This window comes from Pseudomonas sp. LBUM1640, from assembly GCF_059716225.1.
On the sequence record NZ_CP166816.1, the window covers coordinates 3,739,296 to 3,756,423 of the forward strand.

General features: G+C 62.5%; 20 protein-coding genes. 12 read left to right on the forward strand and 8 right to left on the reverse strand.

Features of this window, described 5'->3' with window-relative positions:
* The first annotated feature begins 121 nt into the window (after window positions 1–121).
* From ACA065_RS16655 to ACA065_RS16665, 3 genes are all read left to right on the forward strand, one after another.
* Window positions 122–1,048 (forward strand): class I SAM-dependent methyltransferase, encoded by a 927-nt coding sequence (locus tag ACA065_RS16655; RefSeq protein WP_497690626.1) that lies wholly within the window; start codon window positions 122–124, stop codon window positions 1,046–1,048.
* Between the two features lie 149 nt (window positions 1,049–1,197).
* On the forward strand, window positions 1,198–1,917 hold the full coding sequence (pcsA, locus tag ACA065_RS16660) for a phosphatidylcholine synthase (RefSeq protein WP_497690627.1): 720 nt from the start codon (window positions 1,198–1,200) through the stop codon (window positions 1,915–1,917).
* Between the two features lie 1,064 nt (window positions 1,918–2,981).
* On the forward strand, window positions 2,982–3,761 hold the full coding sequence (locus tag ACA065_RS16665; RefSeq protein ID WP_497690628.1) for a TSUP family transporter: 780 nt from the start codon (window positions 2,982–2,984) through the stop codon (window positions 3,759–3,761).
* On the opposite strand, the gene nudC is transcribed toward ACA065_RS16665, so the two are convergent.
* Window positions 3,729–4,562 (reverse strand): NAD(+) diphosphatase, encoded by an 834-nt coding sequence (nudC, locus tag ACA065_RS16670; protein WP_497690629.1) that lies wholly within the window; start codon window positions 4,560–4,562, stop codon window positions 3,729–3,731. The two genes, ACA065_RS16665 and nudC, sit on opposite strands and share 33 nt — an antisense overlap.
* A 5-nt stretch (window positions 4,563–4,567) precedes the next feature.
* On the reverse strand, window positions 4,568–5,380 hold the full coding sequence (locus ACA065_RS16675; protein WP_497690630.1) for a crotonase/enoyl-CoA hydratase family protein: 813 nt from the start codon (window positions 5,378–5,380) through the stop codon (window positions 4,568–4,570).
* A gap of 192 nt (window positions 5,381–5,572) precedes the next feature.
* Between ACA065_RS16675 and ACA065_RS16680 the strand changes: the two genes are divergently transcribed.
* Both ACA065_RS16680 and ACA065_RS16685 read left to right on the forward strand, forming a co-directional pair.
* Entirely contained in the window at window positions 5,573–6,841 is a 1,269-nt protein-coding gene (locus ACA065_RS16680) for a chloride channel protein (RefSeq protein ID WP_497690631.1), read from the forward strand.
* 61 nt (window positions 6,842–6,902) lie between these two features.
* Window positions 6,903–7,457: a UPF0149 family protein gene (locus ACA065_RS16685; protein WP_497690632.1), complete on the forward strand. Its 555-nt coding sequence runs from the start codon at window positions 6,903–6,905 to the stop codon at window positions 7,455–7,457.
* A gap of 6 nt (window positions 7,458–7,463) precedes the next feature.
* Here ACA065_RS16685 and ACA065_RS16690 read toward each other — a convergent pair whose 3' ends face one another.
* Window positions 7,464–8,093, reverse strand: a complete 630-nt coding sequence (locus ACA065_RS16690) for a lytic polysaccharide monooxygenase auxiliary activity family 9 protein (protein ID WP_497690633.1) — start codon at window positions 8,091–8,093, stop codon at window positions 7,464–7,466.
* Between the two features lie 330 nt (window positions 8,094–8,423).
* On the opposite strand from ACA065_RS16690, the gene aroA reads away from it, so the two are divergent.
* Window positions 8,424–9,680 (forward strand): 3-phosphoshikimate 1-carboxyvinyltransferase, encoded by a 1,257-nt coding sequence (gene aroA / locus ACA065_RS16695; RefSeq protein WP_497690634.1) that lies wholly within the window; start codon window positions 8,424–8,426, stop codon window positions 9,678–9,680.
* A gap of 32 nt (window positions 9,681–9,712) precedes the next feature.
* Window positions 9,713–10,102 carry a hypothetical protein gene (locus ACA065_RS16700; RefSeq protein ID WP_497690635.1) on the forward strand — a complete coding sequence of 130 codons (390 nt, stop codon included), beginning with the start codon at window positions 9,713–9,715 and terminating at the stop codon, window positions 10,100–10,102.
* Between the two features lie 9 nt (window positions 10,103–10,111).
* Here the strand turns inward: ACA065_RS16700 and ACA065_RS16705 are convergent, their stop codons facing one another.
* Entirely contained in the window at window positions 10,112–10,489 is a 378-nt protein-coding gene (locus ACA065_RS16705) for a tautomerase family protein (RefSeq protein ID WP_497690636.1), read from the reverse strand.
* Between the two features lie 2 nt (window positions 10,490–10,491).
* On the reverse strand, window positions 10,492–10,788 hold the full coding sequence (locus tag ACA065_RS16710; protein ID WP_497690637.1) for a carboxymuconolactone decarboxylase family protein: 297 nt from the start codon (window positions 10,786–10,788) through the stop codon (window positions 10,492–10,494).
* Window positions 10,789–10,893: 105 nt separating this feature from the next.
* Here ACA065_RS16710 and ACA065_RS16715 point away from each other — a divergent pair, with 105 nt between their 5' ends.
* The gene (locus ACA065_RS16715; protein WP_497690638.1) at window positions 10,894–11,763 is read left to right on the forward strand and encodes a LysR substrate-binding domain-containing protein; all 870 of its coding nucleotides are present in this window, start codon (window positions 10,894–10,896) and stop codon (window positions 11,761–11,763) included.
* Here ACA065_RS16715 and ACA065_RS16720 read toward each other — a convergent pair.
* Entirely contained in the window at window positions 11,760–12,365 is a 606-nt protein-coding gene (locus tag ACA065_RS16720; RefSeq protein WP_497690639.1) for an NAD(P)H-dependent oxidoreductase, read from the reverse strand. The two genes, ACA065_RS16715 and ACA065_RS16720, sit on opposite strands and share 4 nt — an antisense overlap.
* Before the next feature lie 83 nt (window positions 12,366–12,448).
* Between ACA065_RS16720 and ACA065_RS16725 the strand changes: the two genes are divergently transcribed.
* Window positions 12,449–13,051, forward strand: coding sequence for a TetR/AcrR family transcriptional regulator (locus ACA065_RS16725; RefSeq protein WP_497690640.1), 603 nt, complete (start codon window positions 12,449–12,451; stop codon window positions 13,049–13,051).
* A 38-nt stretch (window positions 13,052–13,089) separates the two neighbouring features.
* Entirely contained in the window at window positions 13,090–13,173 is an 84-nt protein-coding gene (locus tag ACA065_RS16730; protein ID WP_497695363.1) for a hypothetical protein, read from the forward strand.
* A gap of 66 nt (window positions 13,174–13,239) precedes the next feature.
* On the opposite strand, the gene ACA065_RS16735 is transcribed toward ACA065_RS16730, so the two are convergent.
* Together ACA065_RS16735 and ACA065_RS16740 are read right to left on the reverse strand one after the other, a co-directional pair.
* A complete protein-coding gene (locus ACA065_RS16735) occupies window positions 13,240–13,911 on the reverse strand; it encodes a GNAT family N-acetyltransferase (protein ID WP_497690641.1) in 672 nt (223 codons plus the stop codon).
* 56 nt (window positions 13,912–13,967) lie between these two features.
* Window positions 13,968–14,852, reverse strand: coding sequence for a LysR family transcriptional regulator (locus ACA065_RS16740; RefSeq protein WP_497690642.1), 885 nt, complete (start codon window positions 14,850–14,852; stop codon window positions 13,968–13,970).
* Window positions 14,853–14,965: 113 nt separating this feature from the next.
* Here ACA065_RS16740 and ACA065_RS16745 point away from each other — a divergent pair, with 113 nt between their 5' ends.
* Together ACA065_RS16745 and ACA065_RS16750 are read left to right on the forward strand one after the other, a co-directional pair.
* Entirely contained in the window at window positions 14,966–16,180 is a 1,215-nt protein-coding gene (locus ACA065_RS16745) for an MFS transporter (protein ID WP_497690643.1), read from the forward strand.
* Between the two features lie 82 nt (window positions 16,181–16,262).
* The gene (locus ACA065_RS16750) at window positions 16,263–17,114 is read left to right on the forward strand and encodes a CAP domain-containing protein (RefSeq protein ID WP_497690644.1); all 852 of its coding nucleotides are present in this window, start codon (window positions 16,263–16,265) and stop codon (window positions 17,112–17,114) included.
* The last annotated feature ends 14 nt before the right edge of the window (window positions 17,115–17,128 follow it).

Genomic DNA, 17,128 nt, shown 5'->3' on the forward strand with positions numbered 1-17,128 from the left:
CGTCGATATTTTGAGCATGAATCACTGCCAATCGGCTTTTCCCCAGCACGTTGTGCTCAAGCCACCCGAAAGGCTGCAACTGTGTTTAAAATGCCGCCCGCTTAATGACCGACGCTGACCGATGACCCCAGACGCACTCGCCACCCTGCACGCCCACCTGCTCACCGCCCTGGCCAGCCCACCCGCCGAGACCCGGCGCCTGTTCCACGGCCGTGGCCGCTGCTGGCCGGGCCTGGAACAATTGACGGTGGACTGGTTGCAAGGTGTGGTGCTGGTCGCGCTGTTCAAGGAGCCCGAGGCTACGCAACTGGACGCGTTGAAACAGCTGCTGGTTGAGTTCGACTGGGCCAAACATGGCGCGCGTACCGTCGCCCTGCAACACCGCTACCTGCCGCAAAGCACCACCGAATGGCTGGTGGGCGATGCGATTGATGAGCTGACCATCACCGAAGGTGGCCTGCGTTACCTGATCGACCTGGGTAAAAAGCAGAACAGCGGGCTGTTCCTCGACATGCGCTATGGCCGCAACTGGGTGCGCGAACAGGCCAAGGGCCAGCGCGTACTGAACTTGTTTGCCTATACCTGCGGCTTCTCGGTCGCTGCCATCGAAGGCGGTGCCGACCACGTGGTTAACCTCGACATGGCCCGCGGCGCACTCAGCCGTGGCCGCGACAACCATCGCCTGAATGGCCATGACCTCGGCAACGTCAGCTTCCTGGGCCACGATCTGTTCAAGTCCTGGGCCAAGGTCACCCACAGTGGCCCCTACGACCTGGTGATCATCGACCCGCCGTCCTTCCAGAAAGGCAGCTTCTTGCTGACCAAGGACTACCAGCGCGTGCTGCGCCGGCTGCCGGATTTGCTCACGCCACAGGGCACCGTGCTGGCATGCATGAACGACCCGGCGTTCGGCGAAGACTTCCTGATCGACGGCGTCACCCGCGAAGCGCCGGGCCTGCGCTTTGTGGAACGGCTGCAAAACCCGCCTGAATTTCCGGATATCGACCCACAAAGTGGCCTGAAAGCGCTGGTGTTCCGTCAGGGTTGATGCTGAAACGCCCTACGCTTGCTACGCTAACTGATACGCCGGGGTGGTGAACCTTATCCTCCCCTTCCCGGTCGATACCTGCATTCCCTGGCCAGACTCGATGGCGTTACGTCGTCGGCTGCCCTGTTTCATCTTTTGGAGAACCGCCCGTGATATCGACCCTGCATGTAGCCAGACTCAAAGCCTGGGGCGCCCACGGCTTTACCGCCACCGGTGTGGTATTGGCTTTCCTGGCCACCCTGGCGCTGCTGGAGAACTCACCCAAGGCTTGCCTGTTGTGGCTGGGCCTGGCGCTGGTGGTCGATGGCGTTGACGGTTCGCTGGCGCGACGGGTGAATGTCAGCACGGTATTGCCAAGCTTTGACGGCTCGGTGCTGGATTTGGTGATTGATTACCTGACCTATGTGTTTATTCCGGCGCTGTTTATCTACCGCTATATCGACCTGCCTGAGTTTACCCACCTGTTTACGGTGTCGGTGATTCTGGTGTCGTCGCTGTTCTGTTTCTGCAATGTGAACATGAAGAGCAAGGACAATTACTTTGTCGGCTTCCCCGCCGCCTGGAACGTGGTCGCCTTGTGCGTGTACATCATCCAGCCGGACGCCTGGGTCACGTTGCTGACGGTGATTGGCCTGGCGCTGCTGACCGTGACGCCGATGAAGTTTTTGCATCCGTTTCGGGTGAAGCGGTTTATGCCGCTGAATATCGCCGTTACCACCATTTGGTTGCTGTGCAGCTTTTTGATGGTGGTGGATTATCCGAATACGAATCCCTGGACGTTTGGGTTGTGGTCGGTGATGTCGGCGTATTTTCTCGGGATTTGCGTGTGGCGCACGGGGTTGGAGTGGTTGGATAGGCGCCACGGTTGAGCTAGGTAGATTGAGTACATATCCGTTGCTGCGGTCACGGCTTCGTAGGGTTCCGCTCTTACAGCGGGTCACTTTTGTAAAGACACAAAAGTAACCAAAAAGTCTTTGCCCCACCACTCGGTGCCTCGCTTAGGCTCGGCATGCCCTCACTCCGGCTTGAATCCGTGGGCCGCCGCGATGGGCCATCCTTGGCCCAGCGCGGCTAACCCGGCGTCCTGCCGGGTTACCCACGGATTCAAGCCTGCGTTCGGCCATCGTGGTTAACGGGGCCTGTCAGATCAAGATCAAAAGCAAGAGCACGGCGGCCTAGTAGCCGACCTGAGTGGTTGAAGCAAAAGCAAGGCAACAGCACAGCAAAAACAGATCAGAAGCAGAGCTGATTTTCTGTGGGAGCTGGCTTGCCTGCGATGCAGACACCTCGGTACATCAGTGAGACACAGTTGATGCCTTCGCAGCGGTTCGGCGGTCCGACAAGCCAGCTCCCACCTTTGACCGAGTACACACATCTACCTGATGTACTGAGCTCAAAATGTGGGAGCGGGCTTGCTCGCGAATGCGGTGGGCCATTCACCAATGCATAAACTGACACACCGCCATCGGGAGCAAGCCCTATCCCACATTTAACCGAGGTCAGCTGCCAGGCCGCCTTGGCTTTGCTTTTGCTTCAACCACTCAGGTCGGCTACCAGGCCGCCGTGCTGTAGATCTTGATCTTGATTTTGATCTTAGGCGCCCCGTTAAACCACGCTGGCCGAACGCAGGCTTTGGAGCGGGGGTAAACCGGCAGGACGCCGGTTTAGCCGCGCTGGGCCAAGGATGGCCCATCGCGGCGGCCCCCGCTCCAAAGCCTGCGTGAGGGCACACCGAGCCTAAGCGAGGTGCCGAGTGGTGGGGCAAGAGCCCTTTTGGTTACTTTTGGGGCTCTTTTCCAAAAGTGACCCGCCGTAAGGGCGGAACCATACGAAGCCGTTACCACAAAAATGGATATACACCCAAAGCCAGAGGTAACATACCGCCCTTAGGCGCAGCCACTTCGCTGCGCCCTGCCAATAATAAGCCCTGCCCATGCCCTTCGAACTCAGCGTAGACCTCACCACCCTCGCCATCCTGGCCGTCGTGGCCTTCATCGCCGGTTTCATCGACGCCATCGCCGGCGGCGGCGGCCTGCTCACCACCCCGGCCCTGCTCACCGCCGGCATGCCACCGCACCTGGTACTGGGCACCAACAAACTCAGCTCCACCTTCGGCTCCGCCACCGCCAGCTTCACCTTCTACCGGCGCAAGCTGTTCCACCCGCGCCAATGGGTGCACGCCATCGTCGGCACCCTGATCGGCGCCCTCGCCGGCGCCGTGGTCGCCCATTACCTGCCCGCCGAAACCCTGAACAAAATGCTCCCGGTGATCGTCTTCGGCTGCGGTGTGTACCTGCTGTTCGGCGGTACGCCCAAGGCGCCGCTGGACGCCGACGCACCGATCAAGAAGAAATGGCAATCCACCCAAGGCTTCGGCCTGGGCTTCTACGACGGCGTGGCCGGCCCCGGCACCGGCGCGTTCTGGACCGTGAGCACGATGCTGCTGCACCCCATCGACCTGGTCAAAGCCAGCGGCGTGGCGCGCAGCATGAACTTCGTCAGCAACGCGGCGGCGCTGTCGGTGTTTATCTTCAACGGTTCGGTGGACTGGATCGTCGGCCTGGCGATGGGTTTCTCGGTGATGTGTGGCGCGTTCTTTGGCGCACGCAGCGCGATCAGCGGCGGCGCCAAATTCATTCGCCCGGTGTTTATCACCGTGGTCCTCGGCCTGACCGTGCGCCTAGCCTGGCAGCACTGGTTCAGCGTGGCCTAAGCGGCGGGCCAGGTAGAGGTCGATCAGGTAACGCGCAATCGAGCGTGACGCCGGCAACGGCGGCAGGTCGTGGATATTGAACCACTGCGCGTCTTCGATCTCATCGGCCTGCGGCACGATGTCGCCACCGGCGTATTCGGCATGAAAGCCGAGCATCATCGAATGCGGGAACGGCCAGCATTGGCTGCCCATGTACTGGATGTTCTTGACCTCCACCTGCACCTCTTCGCGCACTTCGCGGATCAGGCAGTCTTCGGCCGACTCACCCGGCTCGGCAAAGCCGGCCAAGGTGCTGTAGACGCCCGTGACGAAACGCGGCGAGCGTGCCAGCAGGATCTCGTCGCCACGCGTCACCAGCACAATCATGCTCGGCGAAATGCGTGGGTAGCTGCGCAGGTCACAGGCCTGGCAATACATCGCCCGCTCGCGAGGCACCTGAACCATGGCCTGGCCGCAACTGCCGCAAAACCGGTGCTCGCGTGCCCAGGTGCCGATCTGCGCGGCGTAGCCGAGCACTTTGTACAGTGTGTGGTCGCCTTGCAGCATGAAGCCACGCAGGCCCTGCCAACTGCAGCCGGGCACTTCACTCGCCGCGTTCAGCTCCAGCAGGTACACCGGCTCGCCGTCGAGGTGGCCGATGCCGTGCTCGGCGAACACCGACAGGTCTTGGCGCTTGAGCCATTCGCGCGGGAACAGCGGGCCGTTGATGTCATGCAAAAAGCCTTCGCGGCTGCGGGCGACGGCCCAGCCGCCGGGGGCGTCGTTGTCCAGCAGCGTTGTGGTAATCCAGCCTGGGGTCATGTCAGTCAATCCACGAATTCGGGTTTCTGCTTGCTCATATGGGCCGCGATGGCCACGCGCAGGTCGTTGGATTGCAACATAGCCGAGTTCCAGGTGGCAACGTATTCCAGACCATCATTGACCGTGTGGTCACGCATGTAGCTGATCATGGCCTTGGTGCCGGTCACGGCAATCGGCGACTTGGCGGCGATTTGCTCGGCGATTTCCATGACGCCGGCCAACAGGCTTGCATAGTCTGCATACACACGATTGACCAGGCCGATGCTGCGCGCTTCCTCGGCGCCAAATTGGCGGCCGGTATAGGCCAGCTCACGCAGCATGCCGTCGCCAACGATGCGCGGCAGGCGCTGCAAGGTGCCGACGTCAGCGGCCATGCCGATGTCGATTTCCTTGATAGAGAATTGCGCGTCTTGCGCGGCGTAACGCATGTCACAGGCACTGATCAGGTCAATGGCGCCGCCGATGCAGTAGCCGTGAATCGCCACCAGCACGGGTTTGCGGCAGGTATCGACGGCATTGAACGAGGCCTGCAGCTCGAGGATTTTGCGCCGCAGCAGGCGCGCGTTGCGGCCGACGTCCTTGCCGAATTCGTTGGCCACCGAGGCCAGCATCATCAGGTCGATGCCGGAAGAGAAATGTTTGCCGGCGCCGCTGAGCACTACGGCGCGCACCGCGTCGGTGTCTTCGACCCATTGGAAGATGTCGATGATTTCGGTCCAGAACGCCGCGTTCATCGCGTTGATCTTTTCCGGGCGGTTGATCTGCACATGGGCAACGTTGCCGGTGAGTTCGACGACGAAAGCGTGGTATTCGGACATGACAGTGATCCCTGACTGGCGAGTGATAAGGCCCGAACTATAACAAGGGAGCATGACGGCGCATCGGCCAAAAACGGGACTGGCAAACGTAATGAAATGTTGTGGGTGCGCGCTTCATGCAGTGCCGATACATTTCACCCCGAAGGCGTGCGTTATCGGCTATACAATCAGGGCCCTTGCCTGGAGCCGTGTATGCCGTCCACGTTTCGTTCATCGTTGATTCTGGCCTTGGTGGTCGTGCTGACCGGTATTGGCGCGGGCATTGGCGGGATGCTCCTGGCGTTGCTGCTGCATGGCATTCAACACCTGGCGTACGGTTACAGCCTCGACAGCCTGGTCAGCCATGAAACCTTTTTATGGGGCGTGACCGCCGCCGCGCCGGAGCGCCGCCTGCTGGTGCTGGTGGTTTGCGGCCTGGTCGCCGGCGTGGGCTGGTGGACGATTTATCGCTACGGCCGCCCGCTGGTGAGCATCAAACAAGCCGTATCGGAAAAGATGCCGATCATGCCGCCCAAGACCACCCTCGCCCACGCCCTGCTCCAGATCATTACCGTGGCCCTCGGCTCGCCGCTGGGCCGTGAAGTGGCGCCACGTGAAGTCGGCGCGGTGGTGGCGACCTGGTTATCCCAGCGCGCACGACTGGCACCGCACATGCACCGATTGATCGTGGCTTGCGGTGCGGGCGCCGGGTTGGCGGCGGTGTACAACGTGCCATTGGGTGGCGCGGTGTTTGTGCTGGAAGTATTGGTGGGTGCCTTCAGCTGGCCAGCGGCGGTGATTGCATTGGCAACCTCGGCGATTGGGGCGGCGGTGGCGTGGATTGGCCTGGGCGCAGAGGCGCAATACGCGGTGCCGCATTTTGTGCTGAGCCCGGCATTGATCGCGTGGGCGGTGGTCTGCGGCCCGGTGTTTGGCGTGGCAGCCTACGGTTTCAGCCGCTTTACCGGCGCCGCCAGGGCCAATGCGGCGCGTGGCTGGCGTTTGCCGGTGCTGTCGTTGATCAACTTCACCCTCATCGGTGGGCTGGCGATGCTGCTGCCGCAGATCCTCGGCAACGGCAAGGGCCCGGCGCAATTGGGTTTCGACAATGAGCTGACGATCAGCCTGGCCGCCATTCTGCTGCTGGTCAAAGTGCTGGTCACGGCCAGCAGCCTGCGCGCCGGCGCCGAGGGTGGGTTGCTGACCCCGGCCCTGGCCAATGGCGCGTTGCTGGCGATCATCCTCGGCGGCGCCTGGAGCCTGGCGTGGCCCGGCGTGCCGCTGGGCGCCTTTGCAATCATCGGCGCGGCGGCGTTCCTGGCGGCCAGCATGAGCATGCCGCTGACGGCAATTGTGCTGGTGGCGGAATTTACCCGCATCGACCATGACTTTCTGGTGCCGATCATCCTGGCGGTGGTCGGTTCGATGTGCGTGAGCAAACTGCTTGTGCGCTGGGAAAACGCTGGAAAAAACCCAGCCTAAGCGCCATCCTTTGCGCTTTAAGCCGCCCCATCCGCGGCGCTCGACGCTCAAAGGAAATGCCATGCACGCCCAACCTCTCAACGCCGCCGATTTCGAGTTCATCGAAGACACCTTGCTCAAGTACGGCGACGATCATTCGGTGCTGAACCTGGCCGAACTCGACGGCTACTTCACCGCACTGGTTTCAAGCCCGGCACAAGTGGAAGTCGGTGAGTGGTTCCCGGCCATTTGGGGCGGGCAGAACCCGGACTGGGAAAGCGCGGATGAGGCCCAACGTTTCCTGGAACTGTGTGTACGCCATATGAATACGCTGGCCGCGCAGTTGGCGACCGATGCGCAGGGCTTCAAGGCCCGCTTTGATGACACCGAGCATCAGGGCCAGGTGGTGACCCTGGCGGAGGAATGGTGCTTTGGTTATATCCGTGGCGCCGCTATCGGTAACTGGCCCGAATTGCCCGCCGAACAGGCCGGGCAACTGGAGAAAATCTCGTGGTGCGCCGAGCAGGACAACTTCGAGTTGCCGGCGGACCTGGATGTAGACGCCCATCAACAGCGGGTCAGCGCAATCGAACCGGCTGCGCGGGCGCTACATGATTACTGGTTGGCCCAGCGTTAACAGTGCTTACTTGAAGTCCAGGTCAAACGCCTGATAGAACGCGTTGCCGGTATTGGCCACGATCCACATCAGCACCACCACGTGGCGACCTTTCTTGCCCTTGGGCAGCGTCACTTGGTGCTCGACCTTGGCCTTCATTTCATCAGCGTGCTGGTAGTACGGCACCTGGGTGTAAAAGTCTTCAAAGAACGGCTTGGCCTCCAATTGGGCGCGACTGATGCGCTGCTTGGGGTCCCAGCCATCCTTGGTGATCAGCCAGCGATAGCCACGGGTGACGTGGGCGGCGGTGTATTCCCATTGCACCTTGAACACCTGGCCGGCCTCGACATTCAGCAACGGCCAGTTAAACGGCGCGTTGAGCTTTTTGCTCAGTTCCTCGTCGGTGAAGTTGAGGCAGTCACGGTCATCGGTTTTGCCGCCGCTCAAGATGTGCCCGTCGGCAGGTGGCGCGACGCTTGGGCTGTCGGTTTGATACGGGGCTGGAAACGGCCCCTCAGTGAGTGCCGGGAAGTTCTTGCCGCCTTCCATTTCATTGACTTGCCAGTTGCCCAGCAACCCGCGTTCCACGGCTACCGAGCCACGGCTGGCGGGCGTCACCACACGGCCATGTCTGAGTTGAGTCTGAGGTTTGTTCATTTCATTCACTCCTTGATTGAATACGCACCGTCTTGGGGCGTGCTTCGAACTTACCTCGCCGGGCGTTATTGTCCAGCCGCTGCTTCTCTCGGAAAGTTCGTACGTCGGTCACGTTTCGCGGAGTAAAGGCTGTTGTCCTGCATGGGAAGAGTTGTTTGTCCTACCCGGTAGAGGGCGATACAGCTACAAGCAGTGTCCACACGCCGATCACGCCGCAAATACGCGCCGTAAAACGATCCCTGCTCGACAAAGATGGCGTGTTTGGCTGATTATTCGGGTCCGCCCGTCGGCCACTCCACACCACCTTGCCTTGATCAGGAGCCTTGTACCTTGAGTTCGCAGAAAACCGTGACCGTTACACCGCCCAATTTCCCCCTGAACGGCAAGGTCGCGCCCCCCGGCTCCAAATCCATTACCAACCGTGCCCTGTTGCTGGCAGCCCTGGCCAAGGGCACCAGCCGCTTGAGCGGCGCGCTGAAAAGCGATGACACCCGCCACATGTCGGTGGCCCTGCGCCAGATGGGCGTGACCATTGATGAGCCGGACGACACCACGTTCGTCGTGACCGGCTCCGGCAAGCTGCAATTGCCTGCGCAACCACTGTTCCTCGGCAACGCCGGCACCGCGATGCGTTTTCTCACCGCCGCCGTGGCGACGGTCGAAGGCACGGTGGTGCTGGACGGCGACGACTACATGCAAAAACGCCCGATCGGCCCGCTGCTGGCCACCCTTGGCCAAAACGGCATCCGCGTCGACAGCCCCACCGGTTGCCCACCGGTGACCGTGCACGGTGTCGGCAAGGTGCAGGCCAAGCGCTTTGAAATCGATGGCGGTTTGTCCAGCCAGTACGTGTCGGCCCTGCTGATGCTCGCCGCCTGCGGCGAGGCGCCGATTGAAGTGGCGTTGACCGGCAAAGACATTGGCGCGCGTGGTTATGTGGACCTGACCCTGGACTGCATGCGGGCCTTCGGCGCGCAGGTCGAGGTGGTCGACGACACCACCTGGCGCGTCGCCCCGACCGGCTACACCGCGCACGACTACCTGATCGAACCCGACGCGTCCGCGGCCACCTATTTGTGGGCCGCTGAAGTGTTGACCGGTGGGCGCATCGACATCGGCGTGGCGGCACAGGATTTCACCCAACCGGACGCCAAGGCCCAGGCCGTAATCGCCCAGTTCCCGAACATGCAGGCCACGGTGGTCGGTTCGCAAATGCAGGACGCGATCCCGACCCTGGCGGTGCTGGCAGCCTTCAATAACACCCCGGTGCGCTTCACCGAGCTGGCCAACCTGCGCGTAAAGGAATGCGATCGGGTGCAGGCGCTGCATGACGGCCTCAACGAAATTCGCCCGGGCTTGGCGACCATCGAAGGTGACGACTTGCTGGTTGCCAGCGACCCTACCCTGGTCGGTACATCGTGCAACGCACTGATCGACACCCACGCCGACCACCGCATCGCGATGTGCTTTGCACTGGCTGGGCTGAAGGTGTCGGGTATTCGCATTCAAGACCCCGATTGCGTGGCCAAGACCTACCCTGAGTACTGGAAGGCCTTGGGCAGTCTTGGGGTCGCGCTGAGCTACTGAAGCAGCCGCGCCGCACTGGGGAGGGAATGCACATGACAATTCGCCAACCCTGCCCACCCGGCGCCTGTGTCTGCGAGCGTGAACAACTGCTGCAGGCGCCCGGCGCCGACCTGCGCATTCTCAACCTGACACGCCAGGAAGAGAAAAAGCTGCTCGAACGCCTCGAAGACCTCCAGAGCCTGCAAGACCTGGAGCGCATGCAGCAGTTGATGTACCAGCAATTGGGCATCCGCGTGCATGTCGCGCCGGGGCATACCGAGGTCAAGAGCATGCGCGGCATTCAGATCGTCATCGACGACCTGCCGGGCATGTGCCGCAAGACCCGGCAGTCGATTCCAGCAGCGATTCGTCGCGGCATGGAGAAGCGCCCGGAGATTGCCTACCGGTTGCTGGACGCCCACGATTTGTTTCGCGAAGGCTGACGTCCGCCGCTACGCGTTGCCCCTGCCCCCCGCAAACGACCAATCCTCTGCTGCCATCGTGCTGATAACGACCATGACATCCTCGGGGTCGAGCCCTATGGCCGTGTGCAAGCGCTGCACCAAAGCCTGATAGAAGCGCCGTTTGGTGGCCGTGTCACGGGGCTTGCCAGCGGTGATCGCAATCAGCACGTAGTCCGTACTGCGTGGGCCGCCGAGGTAATCCGGGGCGGTGATCAACTCGCCGATTTCGTGCTGATGGATAACATGGAAACGGTCGGCGACAGGAATCGCGAAGGTCTCGACCAGCGCGTCATGCAGCCCTTGGGAAAGCGCCTGCAAGTACTCAGGTGATTTGCCGCGGTGCAGGGAGATTCTGGCGTAAGGCATGTTCAATCACTCCCTGGCGTGTCGAGCAGGTTGATGGCCGATGCTGCAGCGGGCCAACCGGCATAAAACGCCAAGTGGGTCATGACCTCCCCCAGCTCATCCACGCTCACGCCATTCTGCCGGGCGCGTTGCAAATGCACGGGCAGTTGCTCCAGCCGGCACAACGCTATCAAGGCGGCAACGGTGACCAGGCTGCGTTCTCGAGGCGACAGCTGATCGCGCGCCCAGACATCGGCAAACAGCACGTCGCGGGTCAGTTGGGCAAATTTGCGGGCAAACTCGCCCGTGGGAATACTCATGGGTAACGCTCCGACAATTGAGTTGACGGGCGAAAGTTAGCAAGCCAGGATCATTGCGAATATCAGATTAAACACGACCAACCATCCTGATTTTGTGGACAGTACATGCGCCTTCCGACCTTCGATCTTGATGTATTGCGCACCTTCGTCCTCGGCGTGGACCTCAACAGTTTTGCCAAAGCAGCGGATCGGCTGGGGCGCTCCACCTCGGCGGTCAGCGCGCAATTGAAAAAGCTCGAAGATCAGGTCGGCACGCCCGTCCTGAGTAAAGCCGGGCGCGGCCTGGCGCTGACCCCAGTTGGCGAAGCCGTGCTCAGCCACGCGCGGAGGTTGCTGGAACTCAATGACAGTATTTTCAGCGCGCTTAACCAGACGCGCACGGCGGGCACCCTGCGCCTTGGCGTGCAAGAGGATTTCAGCGAGCACGTACTCAGCACCACCTTGCGGCGGTTTGCCCAGCAGTACCCGCTGATCAGCCTGGAAGTGCGGATCGCGCGCAATGCCGAACTGCTTGCGCTGATCGACAGTGATGGCCTTGACCTGGCGCTGACGTGGGCCACCGGCCACCCTTCACCCTACGTCACGCCGTTGGGCCAGACGCCGATGCACTGGATCGGCCCGCGCGACACAGCGATATCGCCGCGCACCGAGGGCGCGCCGCTGCCACTGGTGATGTTCGAGGCACCGTGCGTACTGCGCAGCGCCGCGACTGAGGCACTGGACGGCGCAGCCATTGCCTGGCGCATTGCGCTGACCAGCCCGAGTGTCGGTGGCATCTGGGCCGCCGTCGAGGCCGGGCTGGGTGTGACGCTACGCACGGCGATAGGCTTGCCGGCCACGCTGCGCGTGCTGGATGAGCTGCCGTCGGTGCCGCGGCTGGGCTATGAACTGCACCGCAACCGGCAGCACCCCGACGCGGCGGTCGCACACCTGTCGATGTTGATTGCGAGCAGCCTGGAGCAGCACATCCTCTAGGCTTTTTCACGCGCCGGTAACTGCGCGAATACCTGTTGGCCCAACGACGCGGCGGTGCGCAAATGCGCCTCGGCGGTGCCGGACTCCGACTCCAACAGCAACTCGGACGTCACCACCTGCGCGCCGCAATAATCAAAAATCCCGTAGTCAATTTGCGTGCGCATCGCCGTGGCATAGCCGTGGCGATCAAACGCACTTTCATCCGCCGCACCGAGCGCAAGCAGGTGCACGTGCAAGTGGCGCAGCTTCTTCACCACCGGCCTGTCAGGGCCGTAGTCGATGGCCCAGCCGTTGACGAATACGCGATCAACCCAGCCTTTGAGCAAGGCCGGCAGCGACCACCAGTAAATCGGGAACGCGATGACCAAGGCGTCGGCGCGGTCGATACGCGCTTGCTCGGCGAGGATGTCGGCGGGCGGTGCGGCGCGGCTGCGGTGTACACGGTGGTCAGCGGCGGTGTAACGCGGGTCGAAACCTTCGGCGGCAAGGTCGGCGATCTCGAAGGTGTGGCCGGCTGCGGTCAGCCCTGCCGCCACTTGCGTGGCGAGGTTATGGGTGAGGGATTGCGGGTCGTGATGAGCAACAACGATGAGCGCGTGCATGACATGGACTCCCTTTCGGTTTAGGCTGAGCCTAAACTACTTTTGGTAAGTTACCCCCATTAAGTTACTTTTGGTATATAAGCATGTCAAGCACTGAATCCCCTGCCCCGCGCCGGCGCCTTGCGCGCGAAGATCGCCTTCGTCAATTGCTCGAGGTGGCCTGGCAACTGGTGCGCGAGGAAGGCACCGAAGCGTTGACCCTGGGCCGCCTGGCCGAACTGGCGGGCGTTACCAAACCGGTGGTCTACGACCATTTCGTCACCCGCGCAGGCTTGCTCGCCGCGCTCTATGAAGACTTCGACGGGCGCCAGAACCAGGTGTTTGCCGAGGCCCTCGACACCAGCAGCGCCACGCTGGCTGAGCGCGCCCAGGTGATCGCCGCGTGTTATGTCGATTGTGTGTTGCTGCAAGGTCGGGAAATTCCGGGGGTGATCGCGGCGCTGAGCAGTTCGCCGGAGCTGGAAACCCTCAAGCGTAAATACGAGGCGATCTTCCTCGACAAGTGCCGCGACGCCCTGGCGCCGTTTGCGCCTGGCGCCACGGTGTCGCAGGCGGGGCTGCGCGCGATGCTCGGCGCGGCGGAGGCCTTGTCCCAGGCCGCAGCCAGTGGCGAGATCAGCCGCGATGAGGCGCAGCAGGAGCTGCTGGCGACGATCCTGGCGATGGTGACTCGCGGGCGCGGTTAAATAATTGTTCACGCGGGAGGAATAAAGCGGCGCGACGGGTGTTTACCTTCGCCAAAGACAGCAAACCGGGCGACATCACCGGTGACGGCGTTAGCGGTAACTGGAACCTGGCCAAGCCATAAGGCTTAAGCCCAGAACACCGTCACCTGTGGCGAGGGAGCAAGCTCCCTCGCCACAGGTGACCTTTTTTAAGACAGGTGTTCATTCACAAACCGCTGAACCTTGCGCACCAACTGGTCAAGATGCCGATCGCGCTGTTTCTCGGCATCGACCATCGCGCGCTTGCCGTGCTTTTGCAGCAGGTACGTGTGAATCTGCCGCACCTCAAGCGAACTATAAATAGCCGCCACGTCCAGCACGCCCATCAAGCCGTCAGTGCCATGGTCGCGAGTGTTCATCAGTACCTGCGTGCCGCGCGCGCCACGCACTTGAAAGCCCATGGCCTCAAAGGCCGGGACCTTTTCCACGGCACACGCCAACTCGGCGTGGGGATAGCGCGCCAGCACGTCCTGCATCATCGCGCGTGCCACACCCTGGCGGCGCATACCGGCCTGCACCGCCATAAACGCGATACCACAGGCTTGCGGGTCATCTTTGACGGGCAGATACAGGCAAAAGCCCACCAGCTGCTCCTCGTCCATCGCCACAACCAACTCAACGGCAATGCCCTTCGAACCGTTCAGTGCCTCCAGATACAGGTGCACCTCAAAGCCGACTGCGTACTGATAGATGTTGTAGAGCACGTTACTCGGCGCCAGCGCAACACTGCTGATGTCGGTGAGGTTATCCACCACCATCTGCAGGATCTGGGCATTGATCGGCTCGGGGCACGGCGTGGTGTAGCGGGTAAGGCTGTACATGCAAATTCCTGGGGTTTCGCGTCAAGGCAGCGGCGATTGTACCTGTTGCCGCCGGTTCATGGCCCGCACACCTCGCGTAAACAGCCGCGCAACCAACGATGGGCCAGGTCGGCATCCAGGCGTGGGTGCCAGAGCATGGCCACGGTGAACGCCGGTATCGATACCGGCAGTGCGAAACTGTACAGCCCCTCGCGTTGGTTGGCGGTGTAGCGTTCGGGCACGCTGGCGATCAGGTCAGTGTCGCGGGCCAGGGCAATCGCGGTGGCAAAACCGGCGACTATGGTGCTGATATCACGGCTGAGGCCCTGGGCTTGCAGGGCATCGTCGACCTGGCCACGGTCGAGCCCGCGCCGTGATACGTAAACGTGCCGGCCCTGGGCATAACGCTCGGCGCTGACGTCGCCGTGGCTCAGCGGATGACCACTGCGCACCACGCCGACCAGCCGATCGCGAAACAACGCCTGGGTCAGTACCTCAGGGCTGGCTGCGGCGTCGACCACACCGATCACCAGGTCGACACTGCCTTCGCGCAGCAGCGCAGAGTCTTTGTCGGTCTTGTTGACGAAATGCAAGCGCACACCTGGGGCCTCCTGGGCGATGCGCGCCAGCAACGCCGGGCCGAGGTTTTCGACAAACTCCTCGCTGGCGCGCAACGTGAACGTGCGCACCACGTGGCCCATGTCCAGGGTTTGCGCGGGCCGCAGCACCGCCTGCGCCTCCTGCACCAGTCGGCTCACCTGCTCACGCAGCTCGAGCGCACGCGGCGTCGGCACCAGGCCGCGACCTGCGCGCACCAGCAACGGGTCGCCGGTGGTTTGGCGTAAACGTGCGAGCGCCCGGCTCATGGCCGACGGGCTTAGGCGCAGGCGCTGGGCCGCGCGCGCCACGCTGCCTTCGGTGAGCAACACATCCAGGGTGATCAGCAGGTTGAGATCGGGCATGGCAATCCTCACAAGGCGTTTGATGCACGTATAGGCTGCAAACCCTGCGCCTTCCGCCATGTTAGGCGACGACGTAGATTTGCGACAGCTACGTTCATTCAAGGAATTGCCCTATGCACACGTCTCCAAGAGGCAGTCTCGTCAGCCTGTCGCTGTCCATGTTGCTGGCCTCCCTGGGCACCAGCATCGCCAATGTCGGCCTGCCGCGCCTGGCGCAGGTGTTTGATGCGTCGTTTCACGCCGTGCAATGGGTGGTGCTGGCCTACCTGTTGGCGATTACGGCGGTGATTGTCAGTGCAGGCAGACTGGGCGATCGCCTCGGGCGCCGTCGCTTGTTACTCGCCGGCTTGTTGCTGTTCGCCATGGCCTGCGCGCTGTGCGGCCTCGCGCCCTCGCTTGAATGGCTGATTGGCGCACGCATCCTGCAAGGCCTGGGCGCGGCGACCATGATGGCGATGACCTTAGGCATGGTCGGCGACACGGTCACCAGGCAACGCACCGGCCGCGTGATGGGGTTGCTCGGCACCATGTCAGCCGTGGGCACCGCCATGGGCCCCAGCGTCGGCGGCGTGCTGCTCAGCCTGTGGGGCTGGCGCGCGTTGTTTCTGATAGGGCTGCCATTGGGTGCGTTGGCCGCCGCCCTCGCCCTGCACTATTTGCCGGTGGATCGGCAGCGCGCCACGGCCGCCTCGGGCGATGCGTTCTGGGTGCCATTGCGAGACCCGGCGTTGCGTGCCGGCTTGACGATGAGTGCCCTAGTGTCGGCCGTGATCATGAGCACCTTCGTGGTCGGGCCGTTTTATCTAGCCCATGGGCTGGGGCTCGATTCAACCGCGATGGGCCTGGCGATGGCTGTCGGGCCCTGTGTCTCGGCCCTCAATGGCGTACCGGCGGGCCACCTCACCGACCGCCTCGGCAGCCGGCGCATGACCCTCGCGGGGCTGGGCCTCATGGCCCTCGGCGCGCTGGCGCTGGCGCTGGCCGTAGGCCTGTTGGCCTACCTTGCCTCGCTGATTCTGCTGACGATGGGCTACAGCCTGTTCCAGGCCGCCAATAACACCGCGGTAATGGGCGATGTCGAGGCGTCGCGCCGTGGCACGATTGCGGGCCTGCTGAACCTGTCACGCAACCTCGGCCTGATTGCCGGTGCCTCGGGCCTGGGTGCGGTATTCGCCTGGGCCAGCCCGGATGTGACCCACGCTACGGGGCAAACCGTGGCTAATGGCCTGCACGTAACCTTCGCCGTGGCGCTGGCACTGATTGCCATCGCCGGCACCTTTGCCTGGCGCCGCCACAGCGCCGTGAGCTGCCCGCAGAACACCCGCTGAGGCAAAAAAAACAAAAAAGGCGTTGCGCCAGACCGGGTTACATCGCGCATCATGGGCACTTTCAAGCTCAAGGGTAACGTCCATGCGCGTGCTGTCATTGATGATGGGTCTTACGACGCTGGCCGCCAGTCTGGCGTTCTGCGCCAGCGCGATGGCGAATGAAGAAAGTCAGTTGGTGCAACAGATCAATCAGTACCGCAGCCAGGTGCAGCGCTGCGGTAACCAGGGTTCCCAGGAACTGCCACCGCTGGCCAGCGACACGCGGCTGGTGTTGCCGGCCACCAATGTCGGCGACTTGCAGCAGGCGCTGGCGCGGGCCGCCTACCCGATGGTCAACGTGCAAGCCATCAGCCTGTCGGGCCCCAAGGATGCCCAGGCCGCCATGAAGGCGGTGCGCGAAAGCTTCTGCCGCGTGGTGCTCGACCCGCAATTTGTCGATATCGGTGTGAGCAACAGCGGCCAGGACTGGCGCATCGTGCTGGCACGCCCGCTGCTTTCCAGCGGGCTGGGCGACTGGCAGACCGAAGGCAAGCAATTGCTCAACCTGGTCAACGCCGCCCGCGCGCAACCGCGCCAGTGTGGCACCCAAGCGTTCACAGCGACCACCCCGTTGTCGTGGAACGACGACTTGGCCAGTGCCGCCAACAGCCACACACGCAACATGGCCAACGGCAACTTCTTCGACCACCTCGACCACGATGGCCGTACGCCCGGCGACCGTGCCGAGCTGGCCGGGTATATCGCAAAAAACATCGGCGAAAACATTGCGGCCGGCCTCGACACTCCGCGCAAGGTCCTGGACGGCTGGCTCGCCAGCCCAGGCCATTGTGCCAACTTGATGAACCCGCAATTTCGCGAGTTGGGCGCGGCGTATGCCATGGACCCGAAGAGTGATGCGGGAATTTATTGGACGGGGGTTTTCGGTTCGCAATAACGGCCGGGCAGCCG